Raw genomic sequence first — 21,026 nt, forward strand, 5'->3', positions numbered from 1 at the left:
TAAAAATACTTAAAAAACAAAACGAGGGAGACTTTATAAAAGCGAGATGACAGTAAAATGACAGCATCCATGTCCTGTCAAAAGAACTAACTACGCGGATGCCGTAACAGCTTTTTTATATATTGCTGCAGCAGCTGAGCATCGCGATCGTCCACCAGCGGACCGGGGCTCGCCTGCTCAATAGCGTGCTCAATATCGTTAATTAGTGCCTGCTGCGCATCCTGCGCCATATGGCGAAGCAGCGCCGTCACGACAACTTCCAGCGCCTCAACCTGCACCGTCAGTTCCTTCGCTTCTTCCTCCTTTTGCGCCAGGTTTACCAGTAGTTCAGCAATCAGATTCTTCACAGCACTGTATCCTTATGCGGGTTCCATTATTTGCTAGTTATGTCATACATTCGCCATCGGATACCAGTATTATTTTTTAAAAATGGTTGTTTATCTCTCAATATAATAAGCGAAACGTTTTGCTCATTCGACGATCGCCACCAGGAATAAACTCAAGGCAAGAACAATACCTTTCATAACTAAATTCAATAGATAATAATAAAAAAGAATATTGCTATTCCGGTAATAATTATAACGTATCGCCATAATATATCTGATAGGCCAAATTCACGCTATCTGGCGCGTCTTTCCCCGCCAGACGGGCAATCAGGATTTCACTCGCCGTTTTACCGATGTCATAACGAGGAGTAATGACGCTGGCGATTTTTTGCAGCCGCGCGCGACCAATTTCCAGCCCGTGGAAGCCGGCAATCGCTATCTCCTGCGGCACCGCAATCCCCTGCGCCTGACACTCCAGCAGCACGCCGACCGCCAGATCGTCATTGGTACAAAAAATCGCGTCGATATCCGGGTGCGACTGCTGCATTTGCAGGAACATCTGCCGGCCCAGCGCCACCGAGGAGATGGTACGCGGCGTGATGTGATACGCCTGCAGGCCACAGGCCGCCACCGCCTGTTCAGTCCCGCGGAAACGACTCACATCGCGGGGATCGTCCATCGAACCAAAAAAGGCGATTTTTCGTTTGCCGCTTTCGAGAAACGCATGAGCCATATCCCAGCCGGCTTTCTCGTTATCAAATCCCACCTGGATATCGAGCGGCTGCCCGCCGATGTCCATCAGCTCCGCGACCGGGATACCGCTGGCGCGGACATACTGGATCATGCGGTCAGTGTGCTGCTTGCCGGTGAGAATCAGCCCATCGATATTGTAGGAGAGTAAATTGAGCACTTCGCGCTCTTCACGCTGCGGATCGTAGCCGTAATTGGCAATCAGGGTCTGATACTGGTGGGCAGAAGTGACGGATTCAATACCGGCGAGCACATCGGCGAATATCTGGTTACGAAAGGAGGGAATCAGCACGCCGATGGTTTTACTGCGGGCATTGAGCAGAATTTCCGGCGCCCGGTTAGGAATATAGTTGTTCTCTTCCATGACCTTAGCGATCAATTCACGGCTACGCTGCGATACCTGGCCCGGGTCTCGTAAATAACGGCTGACCGTCATTTTATTAAGCCCGGCCAGGTTCGCGATATCCTGTAATGTCATCCGGTTGTTTTTCATCGGGTTCTCTGCGACAAACGACTCATATGCTCGCAGAGAACCTTACCACAGCAGCTTCGATTCTGTTAACCCGCAAGCTTTTTTGTCGTCATCAGCGCAGCCGTTCGATCGTCGTTGGCCCGCACGTTGTACATCAGCACCACCGATGCCAGCAGCGCAATGGCCATAAAGGTGTACGACGCGCCAGGCCCGCCCATGATGCCATTCAGATATCCCACCAGCCAGGCGCCAAGGAACGCACCGAGCGCGCCGAAGCTATTAATTAATCCCATCGACACCCCCGACACGTTGCGCGGCAGCAGCTCCGGGATCAGCGCGAAAAAGGGACCATACGGCGCATACATACAGGCGGCGGCGATAACCAGCAGCCCGTAGGAGAACCAGAAAGACTGATTGCCGATCATCCAGGAGCCGAAAAACGCCACGGCGGCAATCAGCAACAGCGGCCAGATGAACAGTTTACGATTCTGGAATTTATCCGACAGCCAGGAGACCGTCAGCATCAGACAAATCGCCGCCAGATAGGGAACCGCCGCCAGCCAACCGACGGCAACGATATCCATCTGCGCGGCATTTTTCAGAATTGACGGCATCCACATCATGAAGCCATAAACCCCGATACTCCACAGCGCATGGACGGCGCACAGCATGATTACGTTTCGTGAACGCAGCGCCTCGCCATAGTTGCGCACCGGTTTGATATGGCTCTGTTCGCTATCCATCGCCTGTTGCAGAACCTGCTTCTCCTGCGCATTCAGCCAGGAGACTTCCGACGGTTTATCCCGCACCAGAATCCACCAGCAGATAGCCCATAGCACCGCCGGAATGCCTTCGATAATAAACATTTCCCGCCAGCCCCAGGACTGAATCAGGTAGCCGGAGACAATCGACATCCACAATACCGTCACCGGGTTGCCAAGAATCAGGAAGGTATTGGCGCGTGAACGCTCGGTTTTGGTAAACCAGTTGCTGATATAAATCAGCATCGCCGGCATCACCGCCGCCTCGACGATCCCGAGCGTAAAGCGAATAACCATTAACATCGGAATATTGCTGACAAATCCGGTGGCCGCCGCGCAAAAGCCCCATAATACCAGGCTGAAGAAAATCATTTTTCGTACGCTGCGTTTTACGGCGTACATCGCACCGGGAACCTGGAAAAAGAAATAGCCCAGGAAGAACAAAGCGCCAATCAGTGATGCCGTTCCTTTGGTAATACCTAAATCACTTTCAATACCGGCAGCGGCGGCAAAACCATAATTCGCACGATCGAGATACGCCAGACTATAGGTAATAAAAATTACCGGCATTAAATACCACCAGCGACGCGCTGGTAATTTCGCGAGCATTTGCATATGCCATCCTCAGATAAAGTGCATAATCAAACGGGGGGTCATTATTTTATATATTCATCAGCTTTTTGGCGGCCGACGTGCGGCCGCTAAAAGGCGATGCAGGACTCAAACGGCGGCAAGCATCCCGCCATCAACAAACAACAGATGTCCATTCACAAAATTAGCCGCCGGGGAGGCCAGATAGACCGCGGCGCCAATTAATTCTTCCGGTTTTCCCCAGCGCGCAGCCGGGGTTCTTTGATAGAGCCAGGCAGAAAAATCCCGATCGTTAACTAATGCTGCGGTCATTTCTGTGGCAAAATAACCCGGAGCAATACCATTAACCTGAATATTATATTCGGCCAGTTCCACACACATTCCACGCGTCAGCATTTTGACCGCCCCTTTCGATGCGGCATACGGTGTAATAGTCTTACGACCTAATTCACTCTGCATTGAACAAATATTAATTATTTTCCCTGAGCGGCGCGTCATCATATATTTAGCCACCTGCTGAGAAACAAGGAAAACCCCTTTCTGGTTAACCTCAATCACCTGGTCCCATTCATCCTCAGGAAATTCGGTGAAGGGATAACGACGCTGGATCCCGGCGTTGTTAATCAAAATATCAATCGCCCCGATCTGCGCCTCAATCCGCGCAATGGCCTGTTCAACCTCGACGCTGCGGGTAACATCGAAAGCCACGCCCGTCGCACGATAGCCCTGCTCACGCAGCGCCTGCGCCGCGGCGTCTGCTTTCTGCTGCGTGCGGTCATTGATAATAATCTCGGCCCCATACTCCCCCAGACCTTCCGCCAGCAGATAGCCAATACCTCTGGCGGAGCCGGTGATCAGCGCGCGCTTGCCGGATAAATCGAATAAATTTCTCATAAAAACTCTTTTCCATGTACTGTTATGCGTAACTGTATACGCGTAACAGTTGTATTTTAAAGAGGGAAAAGAAGAGAAATGATCAATTTGTGATCAGTGCGACATTTACAGGAGACAGGCAGAAGATGGACATCTGAACGCGGCATTTACGCCCGGGCGTAAATGCCGCGAGAAAGGCGCTAGGCGGCGGTACGGCGACTGCGTTGCAGCATCACGGCCAGCTGCCAAAGGTTAATCAGCACGATAACTGCGGTTGCGATAAAGACCCAGCGAAAACCGGCCATTGCCGATACCGAAGCGCCAATCAGCGGCCCGACCACATTTCCCAGGTACATAAACGACTGGTTATAACCGAAAATACGCCCGGTCACCTTATCACTGCTGTATTTGAGCAGCAGAGTCTGCACCGCCGGCAACATTGCGCCATCGGCAAAGCCCAGCAGAAAACGCAAGACGCCCAGCTGCAGCGGGGTGGTGACGAACGACATGGCGAAAAACATCACCACCGCGCAGCACAAAGTGGCCAGCAGGATGCGCGAGGTTCCGATGCGATCGCCAAGTTTGCCTAAACGCGGCGCGGAGATCAGCGCGGAAACTCCGGGTACCGCGGCAATCATCCCGGCGAGAAAGGCGATATTGTTGCTGTCCGGCGCCATTGACTTGATAAACAACGCCAGTATGGGGCCGATAGAGCCATTGCACAGTTGAATGACCAGGGTTGTGAAAAACAAGCTAATCACCAGCCCAGGATAAGGTAGCGACGCCAGCACTTCCCTGCCGCTTAAGCGATCGGCCTTGCTGGTCTGCGGCCGGACGCCCTCTTTAATCAGAAATAGCGTGACAAGAAAACTGACCGTCAGCAGAATCGCGGTGATAAAAAAGACCGCCCGCAGCCCAACATGGTCGGCCAGGAAGCCGCCCAGTAGCGGCCCGCCGATAACGCCGCTGATTTGCGCCGTCGATAGCGTACTGAGCGCCCAGCCGCTGCGTTCCCGCGGTACCTGAGAGGCCACCAGCGCCATCGCGTTCGGAATATAGCCTGAGGTCAACCCCATTACCGCACGCAGGATAAACAGTTGCCAGACGTTGGTGGCGAAGGCCTGAAGCAGAATGGCAATCGCCATACCCAGCGAGGCGCGCAGCAGCATCAGCTTACGCCCTTTACGATCGGCCAGACTGCCCCACATGGGTGAGACAATAGCCGATACAAGGAAGGTGACGCTGAACGTCAGCCCCGACCACATCGATAACGCCTCGTGAGACGTCACGCCGAGCTGAGAAACATAAAGCGGCAAAAAAGGCAGAATTTGACTGATCGCCAGGCCGGTGAAAAAGCAACCAAACCAGACGGAGATGAGATTGACCTTCCAGGATTCCATAACTACACGTATTCATTAATTTTTTGTGAATTATTACCTAGCTTAGCAATTTCCACTCATCGACGTATTACCAGAGATGCGCTGAGCCTGAGTTTAGTGTTTTATCGCTCGATTAAATTTTTTGTCGAACATTATCAGGACCAACCGCCGCCCCTTCAGCGCGTTCTGCTGACCTGCAGGGTGCGCTGGACGGCAATCGAACAGCTTTTAGCCTGCCGCTTTCCAGGAGCAACATTCTGGCAGCCATGCGCGCATTGCACATGCTATGTTATGTGCTTTGTTGTCATCAGGATGGAAGTTGAAATGGCTAAGATGAGGGTTGGGATCGTTTTTGGCGGTAAGTCGGCAGAACATGAAGTGTCGCTGCAATCGGCGAAAAATATCGTTGAAGCAATTGATAAAACACGCTTTGATGTCGTTCTGCTCGGCATTGATAAACAGGGACTCTGGCATATCAACGATGCCGGTAACTATCTGTTAAACCCGCAGGATCCTGCCCGTATCGCCCTGCGTCCTTCCGACGTCACCCTGGCGCAAATTCCTGGCCGTGACGCGCAGCAGCTGATCAACGCCGACAGCGGCCAACCGCTGGCCGCCATCGATGTGATTTTCCCGATTGTTCACGGTACCCTCGGGGAAGACGGATCGCTGCAGGGCATGCTGCGCATGGCTAACCTGCCCTTCGTCGGTTCCGACGTCCTCGGGTCCGCCGCCTGTATGGACAAAGACGTCACCAAGCGCCTGCTGCGTGATGCCGGACTGGCGATTGCCCCGTTCATCACCCTGACCCGCGCCAATCGCCAGCAGTTCAGCTTTACGCAGGTGCAAGACAAACTCGGCCTGCCGCTGTTCGTCAAACCGGCCAACCAGGGTTCTTCGGTAGGCGTCAGCAAAGTCAACAGCGAAGAGCAGTACCAGCAGGCGGTCGCGTTGGCCTTTGAATTCGACCATAAAGTGGTGGTGGAACAAGGAATTAAAGGACGGGAAATTGAGTGTGCGGTGCTGGGGAACGATCATCCTCAGGCCAGTACCTGCGGCGAAATCGTCCTCAACAGCGAGTTCTACGCCTACGATACCAAGTACATCGACGATCAGGGGGCGAAAGTGGTGGTTCCTGCGGCCATTGCCAGCGATATCAACGATAAAATTCGCGATATTGCCATTCAGGCCTACCAGACGCTGGGCTGCAGCGGCATGGCCCGCGTTGATGTTTTCCTGACGGAAGAGAACGAAGTTATCATCAACGAAATCAATACGCTGCCAGGTTTTACCAACATCAGTATGTATCCGAAGCTGTGGCAGGCCAGCGGCCTGGACTACACCAGCCTGATCAGCCGCCTGATTGAACTGGCGCTGGAGCGCCATGCGGCAGACCGCGCGCTGAAGACATCCATGAACTGATTGTCTTTTCCCGGGTGACGGCGCGTGGCGCCTTACCCGGGCTATCTGAGACGCAGCGCCGCAATCCCGGCCACCTTCCCGCTACGGAGAACGCGTCCGGCCTAGGCTTCTTCCACCCCGGTCTGGCGGCGGCGGATAATCTTTCCTGCAATCCAGAAGCTAATCACCCAGGTCACCAGCCCGACGGCATAGGATTGCCAGCCTTGCGTTTCAAAGCCCAGCAGCCCCACCACGCCGTTCAGAATAAAAATTAATCCCAGCGCAAACGCGTAGTAATGCCAGTCACGGCGAATTTTTTCAGTGAGTTTCATGGCCCCTCCGACAACAAAAAAAGCATCTTCGCACAGCCGGAATCCGCGGTCTGTAGCCCCGTGGAGAATTATCACACATTGGGAGATCGCTCTAAGTTCCGCAAAATGATCCGCCCACCCGCTCCCGGGTAGAAAACAGGAATATTCCTGGTCGTAAATTACCAGCAATCTGATACTGAGAACCCCTTCCCGCTGCCAGAATAATCGCTATGCCGCGATGCACACCAGCAGGTCAGTCAAGTTCGGAGGGTAAGATGGCTGAGTTCGCCTTTTCAAAATCACTTATTGCCGCTAAAAAAAGAAGTGCCATCACCCGCAGCAATATTGCCTATGCCCTGTTTGTGCTGTTCTGTTTCTGGGCCGGCGCGCAGATGTTAAGTATGCTGGTACATGCCCCCGGCGTTTTCGAGCACCTGATGCAAATCCAGGACAACAGCTCGCCCCGAATTAAGATTGGGCTGGCGGTGGGGACCCTGTTTGGTCTGATCCCCTTCCTGTTCGGCGGCCTGTTGATCGGCGTACTGGGGCTTATCCTGCGCTGGAGCGATAATCGCTAGCGACGCGCCATACAGCTGGCCCGCCTCTCATCAACGCGTTTCGCAAACCAGGCCGTGGTCAGATTGCGCGTAATTTTAGGGCTCTCAAGCTGAATCCCCGGCAGTATCTCCCGCGGCAGCGCTTTGCCTGCTTTCTTATCCGCCAGACGGAAAACCTGTTGGTACAGTTCGGTTTTTTCAAACGCCAGGCTGTCGCCTTTTTTCAACTGCCGGTGGATGTCATCATCGCTCATCGCCAGCTGCCCGGCTAAACGGCGTACCGCCAGCTCCGTCGTCCCTGCATCATCGCTATCATAACGAATTAAATCACCGTCCAGCGCCAGCTTCACGCCGCTCGCTTTACTGACGGCATTCTGAAACGCAGCATTGCGGCTGGCGTACCAGCCCGCGTTAAAATCTGCAAAACGGTACAGCGGCACGCTGTAGTTCGCCGGATAGTTGAGCAGGTGCCGGGTACCAAACCACAGGCCGCCGCGCAGGCTGAACACTTCCTGGCGCACGGTGCCGTTGATTTTCCACGGGTAGCCATCGGTATGCTGTTCGGCAAACGCAATGCTCACCTGCATTGGTCCGCCGGTATGCACCGGGTTAAGTGAACCGAATAACTTCTGCCCCATAGGCACCATGCCGATAAAATCGTCAAACACGGCGCTAAGCTGCTTTTCCGTTTTCACGTTATCCAGCCGCTCGCTGTAGCTTTTGCCGTTGGGTGACGGAATTTTCAGCGCCGTGTGCACAAGGAAAACCGGGATATGCATCTTCTCGGCCCGGCGGTCTATCTCTTGCCAGGCGATTTTGCTCAGCCCCGGCACCACCGGATCGGATTGATAGTTGGACTCCTGCTGCGCGACGGCCAGCACCGAACAGACGTTCTCTTCCGTCGGTGCCAGCTTCTGACTTTCGAAGGTTTTGGCAATCGCCTGCGCCCATTCATCCCTGTCCTTCACGCTGGCGGGCATTTTTTGCCGCACCACCGCGGCAACGTCAACGGGCTTTTCGCCCTCTTTCAGTACCGGCGCCGTGTTGCTGGTACAGGCGCTCAGAACAACCCCAGCCAACAGCGTCAGGGCGCAGGAAACTCGACGTGGTACCGCGGCTGCCCTGCACTTTCCTTGTCTTTGCATCATCCTTCAATCTGCCTCTGCTATGGGTGGGGATCGGTAATCAGTTTAGCGTCTGGGTAACAGGCTGCAGCTCTTTACCATCCAGTTCGCGTTCAAAACTACGCAGACGTTTGTAGATGGACATCAGTTCCACCAGCGTCGTCCACGAGCTAATCAGGTACTGGAACGAGCCGCGTACCTGGCCGAACACGTTGGTAATCTGCGTCATCAGGCCCAACGTAATCGTACCGGCAACGATCGACGGAAACAGCAGGAACAAACCGAAAACGTTATCCACCTGCAGATAAAGAATGCGGGCGATGTTGAAATACATGTAGTGGAAATAGAGGCGGAAATAGTTGCGACGAACGGCGCTAAACAGCTCGCGCACTGTCGGCGGCGTGGCGCGGGATTCATCATCTTCGCCATACACCAGCTCTTTACGATACGCCGCTTCCACGCGCTGGTTTTTAAATTCCAGCCCCGGCAGTTTGATCCCCACGACCGCCAGCAGGCCGGTCCCCATCAGTGACCACACCACCGCTGCAATCACCAGGCCATACGGCAGGTGACCTACAATCGGCAGATCCGGCACGTGTTCAGACAGCGTGACCAGCACCGGCAGGAAGGCAATCAGCGTCATCACGGCGTTGATAAAGCTCACGCCCATATCCTCAAGGGTAGAGGCAAAGCGCATGGTATCTTCCTGCACACGCTGAGCGGCACCTTCGATGTGGCGCAGGTGATGCCAGTGGGCCATATAGTGTTCGTTCATCGCCGTACGCCAGCGGAAAACGTAGTGGCTGACGAAAAAGTTGTTCATCACGCCAATTATCACCGCGATCACCGCAATGCCGAGGAACACGCCAATTTCCTGATAGAACTGGTTAATACTGACTTTATGCGGCGTGGCCAGCGCGGTCTGGATCAGATCGTAGAACGGCGCATACCAGGCGTTGATCGCGACCCCAACTTCCACCAGAAACCAGGTTACAAAGATGATCAAAGAGGTGCCGAGAATCGACCAGTATTGCCAGCGGTGTGGGCTGTAGGTAAACCAAAACAGCGCAAAAATGCCCACGCAGAAAACGTAGTAGGCATAAAATACCAGATAGTTCAGCGACCAGAATCGCGCAGCGCTGATGGCAACATTTTGTGATGCCCCGGTCAAACGCAGCAGCCAGTCGCCACCGCCCGCCTGCCAAAAGATCACTGCAAGCAGCGACCAGACAAAGGCAGAAAGAAAAAACGGCCCCGGTTTGGGGAAAAAAGATTTAAACATCATCTACTCCTGCTAACTTCTTTATCGTTCTGGCTATGCTGTGTACCACGAAAACGCCCGCCGCATCACTGTAGCAGCCTGGGGAGGGCGGTCGGATGATGAGACCAAATATCAGCAGCTTAGTTCGTCTGCCATTCGGCCAGAATTGTTTCTACGGATTTCACGCGTACGGGATTGCCGGGTACGGTTAGCGTACGCCAGACGTCGTTGTAGTGGTCAATCAGCGTTACGGCCTGCGCAGCCGGACGGTTCGCCGTGGTGTGCGCATCCTCAGCCACGGTGATGGCATAGCCGCGGCTGGCGCCGTTTTTGATGGTGGTATCGACACAGTAATCGGTCGCGCAGCCGCAAATCACGAACTGGTGGATTTGATGCTCGCTCAGTACCTGCTCAAGACGCGTTTTATAGAACGCATCGCAGGCGGTTTTGGTGACATAGAGGGCGTCTGCGGGGGGTTCCAGATCCGCCAGCAGCGCAAAGCCTGCACTCCCCTCTTCCAGACCGCCGTCCTCGGCATGCTGAATAAAAATCACGCGATCCGCGGCGCGAATCAGACGGTTAATATGCGCGACGCAGCGTTCGCGCTCAATACGCGGCGTCGCAAAGACGCCATTTTGCATATCTACTACCATCACCACTCGTTGAGCCGCCATGTTTCTCTCTCGTCACCCGATACATCAAACGCTCATCATACGCGCCCACCGGAGAAAGCGGATATCCGAAAGCATAAAAAAGTCCTTTTTACGCACGGTTACGTTTTTCTGCTAAATATTGTCGTTATTCCACTTCGTTCAGCCGCGCTTCGTAGTATAAATATGCCCTATATCTCTTCTTATCATTATGGATACCCCAGTTGAAACGTAGTCTGCTTATTTTTGCTGCGCTGTGTGCGGCGTCATGGACATCGGTCCAGGCAGCTCAACCGATCGTTGACCCGGAATTTGCCGCCAATGTGGTCGATCGTTACGCCAACCATATCTATTACGGTAGCGGTGCCACCGGCATGGCGCTGGTTGTTATTGATGGCAACCAGCGCGTGTTTCGTAGCTTTGGCGAAACGCGTCCGGGCAACAATGAGCATCCGCAGCTGGATTCGGTTATCCGCATTGCTTCGCTGAGTAAACTGATGACCAGCGAGATGCTGGTAAAAATGCTCGATCAGGGCGTCGTCAAGCTCAACGACCCGCTCAGTAAATACGCGCCGCCGGGTGCCCGGGTACCGACGTATCAGGGCACGCCGATTACGTTGGTCAACCTGGCGACCCACACCAGCGCGCTGCCGCGCGAACAGCCCGGTGGTGCGGCGCATCGTCCGGTCTTCGTCTGGCCAACGCGCCAGGATCGCTGGTCGTGGCTGTCGACAGCATCGCTGAAAGCGGCCCCGGGATCGCAGGCCGCTTACTCTAACCTCGCGTTCGATCTGCTGGCAGACGCCCTTTCTACGGCAGCGGGAAAACCCTATCCGCAGCTATTTGAAGAGCAAATCACCCGGCCGCTGGGTATGAAAGACACCACCTTTACCCCTTCACCGGATCAGTGCCGCCGCCTGATGGTCGCCGAGAAAGGCGCCAGCCCGTGCAACAATACGCTGGCGGCAATCGGCAGCGGCGGCGTCTACTCGACGCCGGGCGATATGATGCGCTGGATGCAGCAGTTCCTTTCCTCCGATTTCTATACCCGCGGGCAGCAGGCTGACCGTATGCAGACGTTGATTTATCAACGTAGCCAGCTAACACGGGTTATCGGTATGGATGTGCCGGGCAAAGCGGACGCTCTGGGTCTTGGCTGGGTCTATATGAAACCGAAAGATGGCCATCCGGGGATTATTCAAAAAACCGGCGGCGGCGGTGGATTCATTACCTATATGGCCATGAACCCGCAGGCAAATATCGGTGCCTTTGTGGTGGTCACCCGCTCATCGCTGACCCGCTTTAGCAATATGAGCAACGGTATTAACGATCTGGTCAGCGAACTCAGCGGCGGACAGCCGGCGCCGATCCCGGAGTCCTGATCGTCATCACGGCATGGGTTCCAGGGTAACGTGGGCTTAATGCTTCCTTTGGCGAAACATCTCACCGGAATTTCGGTTAGACTTGTTGTTTTCATTTCACAAAATCAGGCAAACCATGACAGATTTAATCACTCGCCCCCGCCGTTTGCGTCAATCCGCTGCGCTGCGCGCCATGTTTGAAGAGACAACACTGAGTTTGAATGACCTGGTGTTGCCGATCTTTGTTGAAGAAGAAATCGACGATTACAAAGCCATCGAAGCCATGCCTGGCGTGATGCGTATTCCGGAAAAATACCTGGCGCGGGAAATCGAGCGTATCGCCAACGCCGGTATCCGCTCGGTGATGACCTTCGGTATTTCGCACCATACCGACGCGACCGGCAGCGATGCCTGGAATGAGAACGGCCTGGTGGCGCGTATGTCACGCATCAGTAAGGACGCAGTACCGGAGATGATTGTTATGTCCGATACCTGCTTCTGTGAATACACTTCACACGGCCACTGCGGCGTATTGTGCGACCACGGCGTCGACAACGACGCTACCCTGGTGAACCTTGGCAAACAGGCGGTGGTTGCCGCTGCGGCAGGCGCCGATTTTATCGCGCCCTCCGCGGCAATGGATGGTCAGGTGCAGGCGATTCGCCAGGCGCTGGACGCCGCCGGTTTTACCCGTACGGCCATCATGTCCTACTCCACCAAGTTTGCCTCTTCATTCTATGGCCCGTTCCGCGAAGCGGCCGGTACCGCGCTGAAAGGCGATCGTAAAACCTACCAGATGAGCCCGATGAACCGCCGTGAAGCTATTCGCGAATCCCTGCTGGATGAAGCCCAGGGCGCAGATTGCCTGATGGTCAAACCAGCCGGCGCCTATCTTGATATTCTGCGCGATATCCGCGAACGCAGCGATCTGCCCCTCGGCGCCTATCAGGTGAGCGGCGAATACGCGATGATCAAATTTGCCGCTCAGGCCGGCGCTATCGACGAAGAAAAAGTGGTGCTGGAAAGCCTCGGTGCCATTAAGCGCGCCGGTGCCGATCTGATCTTCAGCTACTTCGCCCTCGATCTGGCTGAAAAGAAAATCCTGCGTTAATTTCCCGTCATTCCCCCGGTAGCCCTACGCATACCGGGGCTACGGCCTGCTCCGGTAGCCCCGTTCAGGCGCCAGCCACAACCCGGGGGAATGAACTCGCGCCAGTCCCAAATCTTCACTCAACTGTAATCTGAGCGACATCTGCACCTTCTACTGTCTGGGCAGGACGGAGGAGGAAGCGCTATGTTTAGTCTCGACAATGTACTCGACGACCTGTGGCCTCAGGCGAGGCCTGCCCCCTGGCAAAAAAAACTACTCAGAAAATTACTCCATGAGGAAGAGTTTCAACAATTTGCCGCTCGCCATCGCCACCTGAAAGGGCTTGATACGGTCGAACAGGTGCTCGAACATCTCAATATCCGCTGCGCCATCCCGGCACACGATCTGGAACAAATCCCTGAACACGGTCCGCTGGTGATCGTCGCTAACCACCCCACCGGCACGCTTGACGGCCTGGCGTTACTCTATGCCGTTTCCCGCGTGCGCCGCGATGTCAAAGTCGTGACTAACCGCCTGTTAACCCATCTTGAACCGCTGAGCTCGCTGTTTATTCCCGTTGACAATATCAACGGCCGTACCGCCAAAACTGCGCTGCAACAGATGGATAACCAGCTGCAGAACGGCGGCGTGCTGATCTTTTTCCCTGCGGGAGAAGTCTCACGCCCGACGCGCCGGGGGATCCGCGATAAAAAATGGCACTCTGGCTTTATCAAACTGGCGACCAGGTACCGCGCCCCGCTGCTGCCGGTATGGATCCGGGCGCACAACAGCGCGCTGTTTTACGCCAGCACTCTGCTCTCCGACAATCTGCCGCTGCTGCTACTGATGCAGCAAATGTTCCGCCGGCGTAACAGCAGCCTGCCGATCGCTATCGGTCAACAGATTGCCTGGTCCTCGTGGTACAGCGCGCAAACGCCTCCGCGCGAACTGGCGGATCGCTTCTATCGCCACGTTGAGCGGCTGGGCAAAGGGATGCCGGGGGTATTTAAAACAGAAAGCGCCATTGCCCGTCCCGAGGATCGCGCCCTGCTTAAGCGCGAGCTCAGCCAGGCGGAGTGCCTCGGGCGCACGGCAGATGGCAAAATCATCTATCTGTGGCAGCGCGACGGTAAGGAAGATGCGCCGCTGCTGCGCGAGCTGGGCCGCCTGCGCGAGATTGCCTTTCGCGCGGTGGGCGAAGGCAGCGGCAAACGCCGCGACGTTGACAGCTATGATGACGATTACCTGCACCTGATTCTGTGGGACGAAGAGGACCTGGAAATCGTCGGCGCCTATCGCTTTATGCCTACCGCCATGCAGCTGGAAAAACGCGGCCTGGAAGGGATCTATAGCTACAGCCTGTTTCACTACGACGCGCGGATGGAGGATATCCTCACCCACGGGATTGAACTGGGTCGGAGCTTTATTCAGCCGCGCTACTGGGGGCGTCGGGGGCTGGATTATCTGTGGTGCGGCATCGGGGCCTGGCTGGCGCGCTACCCGCACTATCGCTATCTGTTCGGCCCGGTCTCCATTTCCGGCGGCCTGCCGCCCGCGGCTCGCGATCTGCTGGTGGCATTCTACCGTCTGTGGTTCCCGGCGACGCATCCGCTGGCGGAATCCCGTCGCCCTTATCCTGCCTCCCTACCGGATGTGCTGGCGCAGTTTGGCGGGGAAGATTACAACGACGACCTGGCGCGGTTGAAATCCCTGCTCGGCAACCTCGGCTGCGCGATCCCGCCGCTGTATAAGCAGTATTCGGAAGTCTGCGAGCCTGGCGGCGTGCAGTTTATCGATTTCGGCAGCGACCCGGATTTCAACAACTGCGTGGATGGTCTGGTGCTGGTAGATTTGACCTATCTGAAGGCCAACCGCTATCAGCGCTATATTGGGGTGCATTTAGACGGGCAAAAATCGGCATAAAGACCTCTTCCCGGAGGCGCGCTATCAGCACTAAATCGGCGCGCATTTATCGCGCGTTATCTCCCGGCCTGCGGCGCGTTGCGCCTTAGCCGGGTGACAGAAATTACCCCGCCCGGTAATAGGGCTTATCCCCGAGAATCGTCGCCCGGTGCATAATGCGCCGCTGCGGCAGGTAATCGGCGTTGGCGTAGTGCTGGGTGACGCGGTTATCCCAAATCGCCACGTCGTTCGGCTGCCAGCGCCAGCGTACCTGAAACTCCGGCTTTGTGACGTGGGCGAACAGGAAGCCGAGCAGCGCCTCGCTCTCTTTTTCCGTCACGTCGACAATGCGGGTGGTGAACCCCTCATTGACAAACAGCGCCTGTTTGCCGGTCACCGGGTGGGTGCGCACCACCGGGTGCAGCAGCGGCGGGTTTTTCGCAACCGCCTCCAGCCAGCGCCGATGCTCCTCTTCGGTTTTGCGGTATTTATACTCCTGGAACGATTTACGAAAATCATGCTCCGCCCGCAGGCCGCTTAGCAGCTGGCGCACAGGCTCAGAGAGCGCCTCATACGCCGCAACGCCGCTGGTCCACAGAGTATCGCCGCCGGTTGAAGGCAGCTCTTTTGCCGCCAGGATCGCCCCGGCGGGCGGCGTCGCAATAAAGGTGACATCGGTGTGCCAGTTATCGTTATCCGGCGGATTATCGTCGTGGGTATCGAGAACGATAATCTCATCGACGCCCGGCGCATGGGGATAAACCGGATGAATATGCAGGTCGCCAAAGCGCAGGGCGAGATCCCGCTGCTGCTCGGGCGTAATGTTCTGCTCGCGAAGGAACACGACCTGATGGCGCAATACCGCGTGATACAGCTGCTCAAACTGGTTGTCGCTCAGCGGGCGGGTAATGTCGACGCCGGAAACCTGCGCGCCAATATATGGCCCCAGCGGGGTAATGCTTAAACGTTCGCTCATTGTACTTCTCCATGCCAGGGCGTCAGGCGACGCTGCAACGCGCGCAGCCCCAGTTCCAGTAAAAAGGCGATGATCGCAATCACCGCGATCCCGGCCAGCACCACATCGGTGGCGAGAAACTCACCGGCGGACTGCACCATAAAACCTAATCCGCGGGTGGCGGCAATCAGTTCGGCGGCCACCAGCGTTGACCAGCCCACCCCGAGCCCGATACGCAGGCCGGTGAGAATTTCCGGTAATGCGCCGGGCAAAATCACCAGCCACAGCACCTGCGCCCGGCTGGCGCCTAAAGATTGCGCGGCGCGAATCCGTACCTGCTGGGCGCTTTTCACCCCCGCCAACGTCGACATCACCACTGGCGCAAAAATCGCGAGATAAATCAGTAATATTTTTGGCGTTTCGCCAATGCCGAACCAAATGATCACCAGCGGCAGCCAGGCCAGCGGCGGCACCGGTCGATACAGTTCGATCAGCGGATCGAGAATCCCGCGGATCGTCGGGCTCAGGCCCATTGCGATCCCGACCGGCACGCCAAGGATCGTCGCCGCAACCAGGGCGACCGCGATCCGTGTCAGGCTCGCCGCCAGATGTTGCCAGAGCGTGGCATCCATAAAGCCCTGCGGGCCGGCAATGACGATCAGTTTCTGTAATACCTGCTGCGGCGGCGGAAGAAACAGCGGGCTAATCAGCTGCAGGGCGGTCACGCCCCACCAGATCGCCAGCAGCACCGCCAGCGTGGCGAAACTCAGCGTCAGCTGGCGGGAGAGCGGCCAGCGCCACTTCAGCGTCCGCGGCTGGGGTTTGTCATTAATCACCACGCTCATGAGAAGGCCTCCCGTTGTTCAAATACCCGGCTCAGGACATATTCACGCTGTGCGATAAACTGCGGGTCAGATTTAATGCTGCGGCAGGATTCGCCGGCGATAAAGCGGCGACCAAAATTCAGCGGCAGCCGCTCCAGCACCCGGCCCGGCCCCGGCGACAGCAGCACCAGTTCGGTGGCCATAAATACAGCCTCTTCAATGTCATGCGTAATCAGCAGTACCTGTTTGCCGGTCTCGTGCCACAGGCTAAGCAGCAGGGTTTGCATCTGCTCGCGGGTGAAGGCATCCAGCGCGCCAAACGGCTCATCCAGCAACAGCAGCTGCGGGTTTGCCGCCAGCGCTCTGGCAATGCCGACCCGCTGGCGCTGGCCGCCGGAGAGCTGCCAGATAAAGCGCTTTTCCGCTCCTTCGAGGCCCACTTTCTTCAGCATCCGCACCGCGGTTTCCCGGCGAGCAGCTTTGTCCACGCCCGCCAGCTGGAGTCCCAGCGCGACGTTATCCTGTACGTTGCGCCAGGGCAGCAACCCTTCATGCTGAAACACCACGCCGCGCTCGGCGCCCGGCCCTTCTACCCGCTGGCCTTCGAGGGTGATGCTGCCGTGCTGATAAGGCACGAATCCGGCAATCAGGTTCAGCAGCGTGGTTTTACCGCAGCCGGAGGGTCCGAGGACCACCAGCAATTCGCCGCTGTCCAGCGTCAGGTTGATATCCGCCAGCGCCGGTTTACCGCCGTAGTCGGCGGAAAGATGCGAGATTTGCAGCATCGTGGCCTCCTTTACTTCACAAAACGGTCGGTGACGTACTGGCTGTAGTCGGTGCCGGCCGTCGGGACTTTGCCCTGCTCTTTGAGGAACTTCGCGGTGTCGACGATCGCTTGATTCACCGGACCATTCAGCTCCTGGGCCTGCTGCGCGGCGGTGAGATAGGTATTGCCTTTTACCAGCCCCGGCACATCGGCATCCGGCACGCCGCTCAGGCGCGACAGCTTGCTGATATTATCCGGCTGCTTCAGCCACGCATCCGGATTGGCAATGTACGGTTGCTGGGCATCGATCGCGCTTTTCGCAAAAGCTTTCACAATCTCAGGGTGTTTCTCGGCAAAATCTTTGCGTACCACCCAGACATCCAGCGTCGGCGCGCCCCACTCTCCCACCTGGGATGAATCGGTCAGCACTTTGCCCTCTTTTTCCAGTTCGTTCACCGCCGGGGCCCAGACATAGGCGCCGTCAATGTCTCCGCGCTGCCAGGCGGCAATAATCGCCGGCGGCTGCAGGTTGATAATCTGCACCTGGCCCGGCTTAATGCCCCAGTGTTTGAGCGCCGACAGCAGGCTGTAATGGGTTGTGGAGATAAACGGTACCGCAATGCGTTTACCGATCAGGTCTTGCGGTTTGCTGATGCTCTTTTTCACCACCAGCGCTTCAGAGTTTCCGAGCTTTGACGCCAGCAGGAACACTTCAATCGGCACCTGTTGCGTGGCGGCGACCGCCAGCGGGCTGGAACCGAGGTTGCCGATTTGCACATCGCCGGATGCCAGCGCCCGCACGATGCTCGAGCCACTATCGAATTTGCGCCAGTCAACGGTTGCGCCGCTCGCTTTGGCAAAGGTGTTATCCGCCTGGGCGACTTTCGCCGGCTCAGCGGAAGTCTGATACGCGACGGTGACGTTGACCGCCTGCGCCTGGAATGCGGCCAGTGCCAGTGCGGCAATGAGTGTAATACGCGATGATAGTGCCATAGTGTCTGCTTCCCATAGTTGTTATGGGTGCAGTATTTCCGCCGCGATGCATTTGATGAAGTAATTAAAAATTCTTGCTAAGAACAAAGTGTTTTTAGAAAAAAAGCGGCAATGCTTATACACAAAACCATTCAAGATGCGTCGAGGCGGCAAGGGAACGACAAATCCGTCGGGAACGAATTTGTACAGCCGCAGGCTGCCCCCGAAGAGAAGCTGGGATGCCTCTCATACAATCCCTGGAGCATAGATAACGATGTGACCGGGGTTTCTGACAAATCTGCGGGAGCGGATTTGAACGCTGCTCGCAGCGGCCTCGTAAGGGGCGGGCCGAGTAATCTACAGCCCACAAAGCGGCAGCTTGAAGGATGACGTGTATTAAGATTTCGTTACATTCGTTACATATCCGCACCCCGGAGATTGCCAGCGCAGCGGCGGCAGGCATCATACAACCATGATTCGCTATGAGAGTATGAATATGATTCGTGTTGTGCTGGTCGATGACCATGTGGTGGTGCGCTCCGGTTTTGCGCAGCTACTCAGTCTCGAAGAGGATCTCGACATCGTTGGCCAGTTCAGCAGCGCGGCGGAAGCCTGGCCGGCGTTATTACGCGACGACGTCAACGTGGCGGTCATGGATATCGCCATGCCGGATGAAAACGGTCTGAGTCTGCTCAAGCGCCTGCGCGCGCAAAAACCGCAGTTTCGCGCCATTATTCTCAGCATTTATGACACCCCGACTTTTGTACAGAGCGCACTCGATGCGGGCGCCAGCGGCTATCTGACCAAGCGTTGCGGCCCGGAAGAGTTAGTGCAGGCGGTCCGTTCTGTCGGCATGGGCGGACACTACCTGTGCGCCGATGCGCTGCGGGCGCTGCGCGGCGGTGAACAACCGGCGAGGGTGCTGGAGGGACTCACCCCGCGTGAACGTGAAGTGTTTGATTTACTGGTCAAAGGCGATAGCGTAAAAGAAATTGCCTTCAAGCTCGATCTCAGCCACAAAACGGTGCATGTCCATCGCGCCAACGTGCTGGGCAAATTGCACTGCCAAAGCACCATCGAACTGGTGCACTTCGCGCTCGACCACCAGCTGCTGGCAGGGCATTAATGTCGCGCAGCCTTCGCCACGGGGTCATTTCGCTGTTCATTGTGCTGGCCTGGGGAACCGGCTGGCTGATGCTGTGGACGCTCGGGTTTTATCTGACCCATAACGGCCAGCAGGCGGCGCTGTTCCTGCCGCACGGCGTCTATCTGGCGCTGCTGATCCTGCTTTCGCGCCGCTACTGGCCCGCGCTAGTGATCCCCCCTCTGCTGATGCTGCTCTGGCTGCGCAGCGAACAGCTGCTGAACGGTTATATTCTGCTGGCCGCGCCGTTGATTAGCCTGCTCCCTGCCGCTCTCGCTCAACAGTTCTGGCATCGTTTTCCTCTCTACTGGCAGCGGCTGACGCTGCTGCTGGCCACGGTGACCGCCAGCGCATTACTCAACACCGCCCTGCTCTCGTCGTTTGTCAAAAGCCCGGCGATGATGCTCGGTCTGGCCTCGTTTACCGGCGGCGTGCTGCTGACGCCGTTTGTCTATCTGATTTTTGAATTCCTGCGCCAGCAACACCGCTACCACCTGCTGGGGCTGGATACCAACAACCCGCCGTTGCGCACTTCGTTAATCATCTGGTGCAGTCTGTTCTTTATCATCGGCATCGGCACCCAGATGGTGCTGTCGCCGGAAATCGAGCGCCTGCTGTTAATTGTGGTGTTTTTGCCAAACGTGGTGATGGCGTGGAAGTTCGGCTGGCAGGGCGGCGTCCTCTCTGGCCTGCTGGGCAGCATGATGATCACTATCGCCCGCCAGGTTGGCGTCGGATTCAGTAATCTGGTGGAGCTGGAAATTTTTCTGGCGACTCAGGCGCTGCTCGGCATCGGGCTGGGCATTGCCATCAGCCGTCAGCAGCATCTGGCGCAAAACCTGCACCACTACCGCCAGCGGCTGGAAACGGAGCTGGCGGCGCGACGGGCGCTGACCGAAAAGCTGATCCACACCGAAGAGGACACCCGCAAAAGCCTGGCGCGCGAACTGCATGACGAAATAGGCCAGAACATCACCGCCATTCAGATCCAGTCGCAGCTGGTAAAACGGGCGCGCGATCCGGCGCAGAGCCAGGCCGCCGCCAGCCAGATTAACGAGCTCGCCCGGCGTATTCACCACTCCACCCGCCAGCTGCTGCGCCAGCTGCGTCCCCCGGCGCTCGACGAACTGTCGTTTAAAGAGGCGCTGCACCATCTGCTCAATGAGTTTGCCTTTGCCGAGCGCGGTATCCGCTGCCATTTTGACTACCAGCTTACCGCCACCCCGGAGAGCGAAACGGTGCGTTTCACCCTCTATCGGTTGCTGCAGGAGTTGCTCAATAACGTCTGTAAACACGCCGACGCCAGCGAGGTCGCCATTGCCCTGTTTCAGCAGGGGACGCGGCTGCGCCTCGAAGTGAAGGATAACGGCGTCGGTATCAGCCCAGACAAAATTGCCGGATTCGGTATCCAGGGCATGCGCGAGCGGGTCAGCGCCCTGGGCGGCGAGCTGACGCTGGAATCGCAGCGCGGGACGCGGGTAATTGTTAACCTGCCCACAAATTTGCAACAAACAGCCTGCTAACCAGGAAAAAGTCTTAGCCACTGCGGACTTTCT

At 56.5% G+C, this 21,026-nt stretch carries 20 protein-coding genes; 7 read left to right on the plus strand and 13 right to left on the minus strand.

The annotated features are described in order from the left end of the window. Positions 1-86 precede the first annotated feature (86 nt). From iraP to OQV00_RS21040, 5 genes are all read right to left on the minus strand, one after another. Positions 87-347: an anti-adapter protein IraP gene (iraP, locus tag OQV00_RS21020; protein WP_004858488.1), complete on the minus strand. Its 261-nt coding sequence runs from the start codon at positions 345-347 to the stop codon at positions 87-89. 229 nt (positions 348-576) lie between these two features. Further along, positions 577-1,569, minus strand: a complete 993-nt coding sequence (gene idnR, locus OQV00_RS21025; protein WP_004858486.1) for a DNA-binding transcriptional regulator IdnR — start codon at positions 1,567-1,569, stop codon at positions 577-579. A gap of 65 nt (positions 1,570-1,634) precedes the next feature. After that, positions 1,635-2,924, minus strand: a complete 1,290-nt coding sequence (locus OQV00_RS21030; RefSeq protein WP_015585052.1) for an MFS transporter — start codon at positions 2,922-2,924, stop codon at positions 1,635-1,637. Between the two features lie 105 nt (positions 2,925-3,029). Next, positions 3,030-3,794, minus strand: coding sequence for a gluconate 5-dehydrogenase (gene idnO / locus OQV00_RS21035; RefSeq protein WP_266279371.1), 765 nt, complete (start codon positions 3,792-3,794; stop codon positions 3,030-3,032). 179 nt (positions 3,795-3,973) lie between these two features. After that, positions 3,974-5,173 carry a multidrug efflux MFS transporter gene (locus OQV00_RS21040; protein ID WP_004858477.1) on the minus strand — a complete coding sequence of 400 codons (1,200 nt, stop codon included), beginning with the start codon at positions 5,171-5,173 and terminating at the stop codon, positions 3,974-3,976. A 303-nt stretch (positions 5,174-5,476) separates the two neighbouring features. On the opposite strand from OQV00_RS21040, the gene ddlA reads away from it, so the two are divergent. Then, positions 5,477-6,574 (plus strand): D-alanine--D-alanine ligase, encoded by a 1,098-nt coding sequence (gene ddlA / locus OQV00_RS21045; RefSeq protein WP_004858474.1) that lies wholly within the window; start codon positions 5,477-5,479, stop codon positions 6,572-6,574. A 101-nt stretch (positions 6,575-6,675) separates the two neighbouring features. Here ddlA and OQV00_RS21050 read toward each other — a convergent pair whose 3' ends face one another. Next, entirely contained in the window at positions 6,676-6,885 is a 210-nt protein-coding gene (locus OQV00_RS21050) for a DUF2754 family protein (RefSeq protein ID WP_004858472.1), read from the minus strand. Between the two features lie 254 nt (positions 6,886-7,139). Here OQV00_RS21050 and OQV00_RS21055 point away from each other — a divergent pair, with 254 nt between their 5' ends. Next, positions 7,140-7,442: a DUF2755 family protein gene (locus OQV00_RS21055; RefSeq protein WP_004858469.1), complete on the plus strand. Its 303-nt coding sequence runs from the start codon at positions 7,140-7,142 to the stop codon at positions 7,440-7,442. Here the strand turns inward: OQV00_RS21055 and OQV00_RS21060 are convergent. From OQV00_RS21060 to OQV00_RS21070, 3 genes are all read right to left on the minus strand, one after another. Next, complete coding sequence (locus OQV00_RS21060; RefSeq protein ID WP_032724334.1) at positions 7,439-8,566, minus strand: DUF1615 domain-containing protein; 1,128 nt, start codon at positions 8,564-8,566, stop codon at positions 7,439-7,441. The two genes, OQV00_RS21055 and OQV00_RS21060, sit on opposite strands and share 4 nt — an antisense overlap. Positions 8,567-8,606: 40 nt before the next feature. Further along, positions 8,607-9,827 (minus strand): peptide antibiotic transporter SbmA, encoded by a 1,221-nt coding sequence (gene sbmA / locus OQV00_RS21065; RefSeq protein ID WP_004858462.1) that lies wholly within the window; start codon positions 9,825-9,827, stop codon positions 8,607-8,609. Between the two features lie 119 nt (positions 9,828-9,946). Further along, complete coding sequence (locus tag OQV00_RS21070) at positions 9,947-10,480, minus strand: isochorismatase family protein (protein ID WP_004858460.1); 534 nt, start codon at positions 10,478-10,480, stop codon at positions 9,947-9,949. 200 nt (positions 10,481-10,680) lie between these two features. Here OQV00_RS21070 and ampH point away from each other — a divergent pair, with 200 nt between their 5' ends. From ampH to olsF, 3 genes are all read left to right on the plus strand, one after another. Further along, entirely contained in the window at positions 10,681-11,838 is a 1,158-nt protein-coding gene (ampH, locus tag OQV00_RS21075; protein WP_004858455.1) for a D-alanyl-D-alanine-carboxypeptidase/endopeptidase AmpH, read from the plus strand. Between the two features lie 115 nt (positions 11,839-11,953). Then, positions 11,954-12,928, plus strand: a complete 975-nt coding sequence (gene hemB / locus OQV00_RS21080) for a porphobilinogen synthase (protein WP_004858446.1) — start codon at positions 11,954-11,956, stop codon at positions 12,926-12,928. Positions 12,929-13,111: 183 nt separating this feature from the next. Beyond that, on the plus strand, positions 13,112-14,830 hold the full coding sequence (gene olsF, locus OQV00_RS21085; protein WP_015585058.1) for a bifunctional ornithine lipid synthase OlsF: 1,719 nt from the start codon (positions 13,112-13,114) through the stop codon (positions 14,828-14,830). A gap of 103 nt (positions 14,831-14,933) precedes the next feature. Here the strand turns inward: olsF and tauD are convergent, their stop codons facing one another. From tauD to tauA, 4 genes are read right to left on the minus strand one after another with little or no spacing between them, the layout of a single operon-like run. Further along, positions 14,934-15,785 (minus strand): taurine dioxygenase, encoded by an 852-nt coding sequence (gene tauD, locus OQV00_RS21090; protein WP_004858441.1) that lies wholly within the window; start codon positions 15,783-15,785, stop codon positions 14,934-14,936. Beyond that, positions 15,782-16,609, minus strand: a complete 828-nt coding sequence (gene tauC / locus OQV00_RS21095; RefSeq protein WP_004858438.1) for a taurine ABC transporter permease TauC — start codon at positions 16,607-16,609, stop codon at positions 15,782-15,784. Before tauC ends, tauD begins: the two co-directional genes overlap by 4 nt. Beyond that, positions 16,606-17,373 carry a taurine ABC transporter ATP-binding subunit gene (gene tauB / locus OQV00_RS21100; RefSeq protein WP_004858436.1) on the minus strand — a complete coding sequence of 256 codons (768 nt, stop codon included), beginning with the start codon at positions 17,371-17,373 and terminating at the stop codon, positions 16,606-16,608. Before tauB ends, tauC begins: the two co-directional genes overlap by 4 nt. A gap of 11 nt (positions 17,374-17,384) precedes the next feature. Next, complete coding sequence (gene tauA, locus OQV00_RS21105) at positions 17,385-18,347, minus strand: taurine ABC transporter substrate-binding protein (RefSeq protein WP_004858433.1); 963 nt, start codon at positions 18,345-18,347, stop codon at positions 17,385-17,387. Between the two features lie 475 nt (positions 18,348-18,822). Here tauA and OQV00_RS21110 point away from each other — a divergent pair, with 475 nt between their 5' ends. Together OQV00_RS21110 and OQV00_RS21115 are read left to right on the plus strand one after the other, a co-directional pair. Continuing rightward, entirely contained in the window at positions 18,823-19,452 is a 630-nt protein-coding gene (locus OQV00_RS21110; RefSeq protein WP_015585060.1) for a response regulator transcription factor, read from the plus strand. Then, positions 19,452-20,993 (plus strand): MASE1 domain-containing sensor histidine kinase, encoded by a 1,542-nt coding sequence (locus tag OQV00_RS21115; protein WP_015585061.1) that lies wholly within the window; start codon positions 19,452-19,454, stop codon positions 20,991-20,993. Before OQV00_RS21110 ends, OQV00_RS21115 begins: the two co-directional genes overlap by 1 nt. Positions 20,994-21,026: the final 33 nt, after the last annotated feature.

Source organism: Klebsiella sp. DY2415, from assembly GCF_026314315.1.
In the GTDB taxonomy this organism is placed as follows: domain Bacteria; phylum Pseudomonadota; class Gammaproteobacteria; order Enterobacterales; family Enterobacteriaceae; genus Klebsiella; species Klebsiella ornithinolytica.

Excerpts from the sequence above, each read along its gene's own strand:
- olsF (WP_015585058.1), top strand. The coding sequence starts at position 13,112 with ATGTTTAGTCTCGACAATGTACTCGACGACCTGTGGCCTCAGGCGAGG.
- sbmA (WP_004858462.1), bottom strand. The coding sequence starts at position 9,827 with ATGTTTAAATCTTTTTTCCCCAAACCGGGGCCGTTTTTTCTTTCTGCC.
- hemB (WP_004858446.1), top strand. The coding sequence starts at position 11,954 with ATGACAGATTTAATCACTCGCCCCCGCCGTTTGCGTCAATCCGCTGCG.
- OQV00_RS21070 (WP_004858460.1), bottom strand. The coding sequence starts at position 10,480 with ATGGCGGCTCAACGAGTGGTGATGGTAGTAGATATGCAAAATGGCGTC.
- OQV00_RS21050 (WP_004858472.1), bottom strand. The coding sequence starts at position 6,885 with ATGAAACTCACTGAAAAAATTCGCCGTGACTGGCATTACTACGCGTTT.
- tauC (WP_004858438.1), bottom strand. The coding sequence starts at position 16,609 with ATGAGCGTGGTGATTAATGACAAACCCCAGCCGCGGACGCTGAAGTGG.
- idnR (WP_004858486.1), bottom strand. The coding sequence starts at position 1,569 with ATGAAAAACAACCGGATGACATTACAGGATATCGCGAACCTGGCCGGG.
- tauD (WP_004858441.1), bottom strand. The coding sequence starts at position 15,785 with ATGAGCGAACGTTTAAGCATTACCCCGCTGGGGCCATATATTGGCGCG.
- OQV00_RS21060 (WP_032724334.1), bottom strand. The coding sequence starts at position 8,566 with ATGCAAAGACAAGGAAAGTGCAGGGCAGCCGCGGTACCACGTCGAGTT.
- OQV00_RS21115 (WP_015585061.1), top strand. The coding sequence starts at position 19,452 with ATGTCGCGCAGCCTTCGCCACGGGGTCATTTCGCTGTTCATTGTGCTG.
- OQV00_RS21040 (WP_004858477.1), bottom strand. The coding sequence starts at position 5,173 with ATGGAATCCTGGAAGGTCAATCTCATCTCCGTCTGGTTTGGTTGCTTT.
- tauB (WP_004858436.1), bottom strand. The coding sequence starts at position 17,373 with ATGCTGCAAATCTCGCATCTTTCCGCCGACTACGGCGGTAAACCGGCG.
- OQV00_RS21030 (WP_015585052.1), bottom strand. The coding sequence starts at position 2,924 with ATGCAAATGCTCGCGAAATTACCAGCGCGTCGCTGGTGGTATTTAATG.
- OQV00_RS21110 (WP_015585060.1), top strand. The coding sequence starts at position 18,823 with ATGATTCGTGTTGTGCTGGTCGATGACCATGTGGTGGTGCGCTCCGGT.
- OQV00_RS21055 (WP_004858469.1), top strand. The coding sequence starts at position 7,140 with ATGGCTGAGTTCGCCTTTTCAAAATCACTTATTGCCGCTAAAAAAAGA.
- tauA (WP_004858433.1), bottom strand. The coding sequence starts at position 18,347 with ATGGCACTATCATCGCGTATTACACTCATTGCCGCACTGGCACTGGCC.
- idnO (WP_266279371.1), bottom strand. The coding sequence starts at position 3,794 with ATGAGAAATTTATTCGATTTATCCGGCAAGCGCGCGCTGATCACCGGC.
- ddlA (WP_004858474.1), top strand. The coding sequence starts at position 5,477 with ATGGCTAAGATGAGGGTTGGGATCGTTTTTGGCGGTAAGTCGGCAGAA.